Origin of the sequence: uncultured Mailhella sp. (genome assembly GCF_905187505.1) — a bacterium.
Lineage (GTDB): Bacteria > Desulfobacterota > Desulfovibrionia > Desulfovibrionales > Desulfovibrionaceae > Mailhella.
In genome coordinates this window covers 1-5,477 of the sequence record NZ_CAJJIC010000147.1, presented here as the reverse complement: position 1 = coordinate 5,477, position 5,477 = coordinate 1, and the positions used below count along the sequence as shown (strand labels likewise).

Genomic DNA, 5,477 nt, shown 5'->3' with positions numbered 1-5,477 from the left:
GACGACGTCGAGCACGAGGGGGTCGGGAGCAGGGACGGAGCGGCCGTCCTTGAGCATGGCGTAGCCGTCGCCGCCTCCGGCGAGGTAATCGGAGAGCGTGACGGTATAGGAAGCGGCAGGATCGAGCGGGCGGGAGCGGCCGTTTCCGTCGATGATTTCTGCGTGAAGCACGCGCTCTCCCGCCGGGCGGATGCCGTCCACCTCGTAACGCAGACCGGAGACCTGAAGCAGTCTCGGTCCCGCGGCAGCCTCGCCCGCCACGCCGTGTTCCAGAGCGTCAATCAGTTCCTGTCCGCTGTACGTACGCACCAGCACCGCGTTGCCGAAAGGATGCACGGAAAGCACGTCTCCCCGCGTGATCTTTCCTGCGGGAAGCGCAGCACGCAGCGCGCCGCCGTTGCAGAGGGCCACCTCGGCCCCGAAGGGCCTGGCGTACTCCAGCATGGCGTCGGTGGTGACCATGCCGCCGAGACAGTCCTCCTTCCGACACAGATCCATGCCGTCGGGCAGGGAAAGACTGTGACTTCCCACCACTTCGGAGCGCAGGTCTTCCAGCGTGGCCGCATAATGAGTGATGAGCTTCTGCACGGCGGGGTCCACAGGCATGTCGGCCGTCAGCTCCACGGCAGAGCCGCGCCACGACCGGGGAACGCCGTGTTCATCGAAGCCCACGGTGAGTTCTCCGAGATACCTTGCCCCGCGCCCGGCCGTGACCACCAGCACGGGAGAGCCGTCAGGCGAGTGCTCCACGACGGGGTACGGCCCGTCGGAAGGCTCGGGGCCGAGATAACTGTGCGTATGCCCGCCCACGATGACATCAACGCCGTCCACGGAACGGGCAAGAGCTCTGTCTTCGGAAAGACCGAGATGCGTGACGGCCACGATGTGCTTCACTCCCTGCGCCTCAAGCGCCTTCACCTCTCTTTCCAGTGTCTCCGCCGCCGGAGAAAATGCCGTGTGCGGGCAGGCAGCGGCAAGCGAGGCCACCTTGTCGTTCGCCAGCCCCACAATGCCCACCTTCTCCCCGCGCACGCTCCTTATGATGTACGGCTTCGTACGGCTTTCGCGGAGCGGGCAACCCTCTTCCGGTGCAAGATTGGCCGCAAGCACGGGAAGAGGCGTAGCCGCGACAAAACGAGCGAGCTCTTCGCAGCCCTCGTCGAATTCATGATTGCCGAGCGTCATGGCATCCCACGGCACCACGGCGTCGACGTCCGCAATGAGCGGCCATTTGTTCACGCTGTAGAAAAGCGTGCCCTGGAACTGATCCCCGGCATCCACGGCAATGACGTTGTCGCGATCTGTACGGGCCGCCTTCATGACTGCTGCCGCACGGCCGAGTCCTCCAGTACTGTCCGCGCCGTCAAGACTGGCATTGCCGTGCCTGTCCATGCCCGCCAGACAGGAATGCGTGTCGTTGGTATGCAGGATGACGAGCTCAAGTCCCGGACGTTCCGCCTCCTCCCCACTTTTCAGCACGCATCCGGGTATTCCGCCAAGGACAAGCAGAACCGCAAGGACAAGCCCCGTCCATGCTTCCGAGCGCCCCTTTTCGACATATCTCCATAATTTTCTCATGTCCGTATGACTCACAAACGTTTTGCGCCCTTGCCTTCACAAGCGCATGACCTGCTTCTTCATCCTGCATGATTTCTATCAGAATGCGACAGGAATGTCTGCAAGACGACTGTGGAACCGACATGAACAGAGGCCTTCTCTGAAAAATTTTCACGGCAGGGCACTCAATACGCCTTCTTCATCCGTGAACATGGCGAAAGCGTCGGACGGATCGCCATCAGGCCTCCCGACGGTCTCCGAGGGCGTGCGTCCGCAAAACATAAGGCCCGCAAACCAAGCACAGCATCGCATCCTGAACCGGACACCTTCAGACCACGAGGTCGGCATGCCTCCTGCCGCACCGGAAAAATCTCCCGCAGGAGAACCATGGCCATGGACAAAACGCGTTGAAGCCCCATTTATCAACAATCATCCTGCATCGTTCATTTTCTCGTCAAACAGAAAACCTCTTCCGAAAAAAATCCTCTTTTCTCCATAATGTGTACTGAAATATACTTTTTCGATCAGGTTACCGGCTACTTGTGACCCATGGAATCCAATCCCCTTCTCCAGACAGCCATAGGCACCGTACTTCTTCGGGAACGACAGAAAAGGCATCTCACCCAGCAGGCGCTGGCCGATCATGCCGGGCTGCAGCGCGTCTATATCGTGGGCATCGAAGGGGGCAGACGCTCCGTAAGCATGACCACCGTCTTTGCCCTGGCTCACGCCCTCGGCATTTCTCCTTCCGACTTCGTCAAGAAGGTGCAGGAAGAAATGAAACTCCGGCTGGACTGACTGTCCGGCGGATCAAGTTCCTTCAAGTGCGCTTCGGCGGCTTCTCCCGTTCCCGTCCGCCGGGCCACGCTTTTTCTCTGTGGAAAAACGCCTTCCTCCCGCAAGCAGCTTCCATCCTACCGCAAGCCCCCCCCGTTTCCATATCCCGTTCGACGACGTCCGGCAGTCGAACGGAAACCCGCACGGCTTCGCAGCGTCAGGCCTGCCGTCACGCAAGGATAAAAAAGGATTCTCGCAGAAGAGCCTTCTGCGGCTCACTTCTTCCTCGCTTTTCTGGAACGTCATTCTTTGCTATCATCATATCAACACGCAACGAAAAGCGTTTTGTGCCGTTTCTCATCAGTGCATGGCAGGGCTTATCCCATGAGCGTACATAAGGCTGAATTTTTCGAGCAGGCGACGGAACACCTGCTGAGCAATCTCGATCTTCAGGAAGGTCTCGGTCAGCTTCTCTCCTATCTCTCAACGGTGCTCCCGTGCCGAGAAATAAGGCTCGCCACCTATTTCATGCAGGAACAGGGGTCTGCCAAAAATCTGCATCTTCGCGCCTCGCTGTCGGGCACGTCTCTCTACTACGGCCCCCTCCTCAACAAGGGACGTCTGGACGAAATGATTTCTCTGAAAAACCGTGGCGGCGAACTCATTGATAATCCGCATCATCCGCTTGTCATCTTCTGCCGTGCGTGCAGCACGAGCGGGCATCCTCCCATGCCTCTTCCCTGGTATGACATCGTGCTCTGGGACAAGTCCAAACTTATAGGTGAGTGCCGCTTCTCCGGTCCCTTTTCCCACGACGAGCTTGAGCTGCTCGATACCTTACGTCCCGTTTTGTGCATCGCCGTCAGCAACTACCAGAAATGTCAGGAGCTGGAAAACAACCTCAAGGACGCCCAAAAAGAAAACCAACGTCTCAAAAGAAGCCTCCATACAAGCCAGGCCCGCGAAATTCTGCAGGATCAGCTGGGCCTTCAACAAGTTGTCGAGAGAACGGGACTTGTGGCCATGCACGACATTCCCGTTCTCATCACAGGAGAAACCGGCAGCGGCAAGGAACTCATCGCACGCATGATTCATGAGCTGTCACCGCGCCGCAGCGGACCGTTCATAGCGATCAACTGCGGAGCCATTCCTTCCGCCCTCATCGACAGCGAACTGTTCGGACATCGCAAAGGATCCTTCACAGGCGCCGTACGCGATCACAAGGGATACTTTGAACGGGCAGATGGAGGCACGCTCTTTCTGGACGAAGTGGGTGAACTCCCCATGGACATGCAGGCGCGACTGCTGCGCGTGCTTCAGGAACAGGAAATAGTACCCGTAGGAGCTTCGCGCCCCATACGCATTGATACGCGCATCGTGGCGGCAACCAATCAGGATCTGCCCGTCATGATCGACAAGGGAGTCTTCCGCGCTGATCTCTACTTTCGTCTCAACGGTGCCCACATAGCCCTGCCGCCTCTGCGAGAACGGCTGGGAGACCTGCCCGTCATCGTGCATCATCTGCTTGAAAAACTCTGCCGGGACTTCAGGATTCCTTCCATGCATCTCGCTACCGGGGAACTGGAAAAGCTCTATTCCTACTCCTGGCCCGGAAACATCCGGGAACTGCAGAACGTGCTCATGGAAGCCATGGCCATCTCTCCCGATCATGACCATATGCGTCTCTCCTGCGACTTTGCCGCGGGACAGAGCGTACCGCGGCATGGTGAACTTCCGGGAAAAGCCGTAGGAAGAACCCCGCGTTCCCTGCGTTCTTCAGACGTCATGGCCGAGCATTATCGCAACGTCATGGAGTCCTGCGGCTGGAAGATCAAGGGGCCGAACGGCGCGGCCGCCATTCTCGGCCTTCATCCCAGCACGCTGCGTTTCCGACTCAAAAAACTTGGTCTGCTCAACAGATGATCCGCACTCTGCCCTCGGAGGATCGTTTTTTCTGGTACGATTCTTGCATGACGCTTCATAACCAGACTCTTTCAACGAGTCATCTCGTCAAAAAAGGAGACCGTCATGAAAACCATCGACATGCGCTGCCGTCCTCCGCTCCGCTTCAACGTCAACACTGTTGCCTTTACGGAAAAAAATTTCAGGGCGCCCCTCTGTTCGGCGGTTGTCCCGTCGCCGAATCCGCCAGGCAAAAGTCCTTCGACCTGTTCATGGCCGAAATGAAGGCAGCCAACATCGTCAAGGGCGTGTGCGCGGTGCGCCGCGGCAAGACCACGGAAGCCAACGACGAAATCAGAGAACTTATTGAAAAGCTTCCCGATACCTTCTACGGCATGGTGGGCGTGGACGTCTACGACATGGACACCTGCCTTGAAGAAGTAGAAAAGTATGCCGTCAACGGGCCTTTCACCGGCGTCAATGTGGAGCCAGCCATTTCCCCGGCAGGACAGCAGGCCATGTACTTTGACGACAAGCGACTCTCCCCCGTCTTTGAGCTGTGTCAGGAACGTAACCTGCCGGTTTCCGTCACTTTCGGCGGACCAGGCTATCCCGATGTCACGGCCTATATGCCCCAGAGAGTGGAAGCCGTCCTCAAACGCTTCCCCCGTATGAAGCTCTGCCTTTATCATGGCGCATGGCCCTGGTTCACTCAGATGAGCGCCGTATGCGCCATGTACCCCAATCTCTTCGTCTGTATCGACCGCTATCTGGTCAACATGCCCGGATGGCAGGCCTATGTGGACGCCGCAAACTACCTGCTGCAGGATCAGCTCATGTTCGGTTCCGCCTATCCTCTGCAGGATCAGAAATTTATCCGTGACTTCTATCTGAAGGCCGGATTCCGTCAGGAAGTGCTGCCCAAGGTCCTCTACGACAATGCGGCTCGCTTCTTGGGATTGGAAAACGGCTACCCCGGCGTCTCCCTGTACGACACCTTCAAGTAGTTCCTCCTTTCCCGTCACGCATCTTGGCACGGCCCAGAGGGCCGTGCTTTTTTTTACTCATGGACAATATGTTGTCCTTTTAGTCCCTCCGACAACGCCTGTTTTTACCGCATTTTCCTCTTCTGGCCCCGTCCATGTTACTCTTGAATTCACAAACTGCCCTCTTTCATTGTCTTTGTTGTCCCTTCAAGGGGTGCCTGCGATGCCTGTTCCTGCAGCGGTTCGCCGTCATAG

Annotated in this window: 4 protein-coding genes; 3 read left to right on the top strand and 1 reads right to left on the bottom strand. The window is 57.8% G+C overall.

Annotated features, from left to right (window positions below; all coding sequences use genetic code 11):
* On the bottom strand, positions 1–1,479 hold a 1,479-nt coding region (locus QZZ60_RS10370), incomplete at its 3' end, for a bifunctional UDP-sugar hydrolase/5'-nucleotidase (protein ID WP_295641164.1).
* A gap of 627 nt (positions 1,480–2,106) precedes the next feature.
* On the opposite strand from QZZ60_RS10370, the gene QZZ60_RS10365 reads away from it, so the two are divergent.
* The 3 genes from QZZ60_RS10365 (at position 2,107) to QZZ60_RS10355 (ending at position 5,243) form a co-directional block, all read left to right on the top strand.
* Entirely contained in the window at positions 2,107–2,355 is a 249-nt protein-coding gene (locus QZZ60_RS10365) for a helix-turn-helix transcriptional regulator (RefSeq protein WP_295641162.1), read from the top strand.
* A gap of 363 nt (positions 2,356–2,718) precedes the next feature.
* Entirely contained in the window at positions 2,719–4,257 is a 1,539-nt protein-coding gene (locus QZZ60_RS10360) for a sigma-54-dependent Fis family transcriptional regulator (RefSeq protein WP_295641160.1), read from the top strand.
* Between the two features lie 251 nt (positions 4,258–4,508).
* Positions 4,509–5,243, top strand: coding sequence for an amidohydrolase family protein (locus QZZ60_RS10355; protein WP_367119417.1), 735 nt, complete (start codon positions 4,509–4,511; stop codon positions 5,241–5,243).
* Positions 5,244–5,477 lie beyond the last annotated feature (234 nt).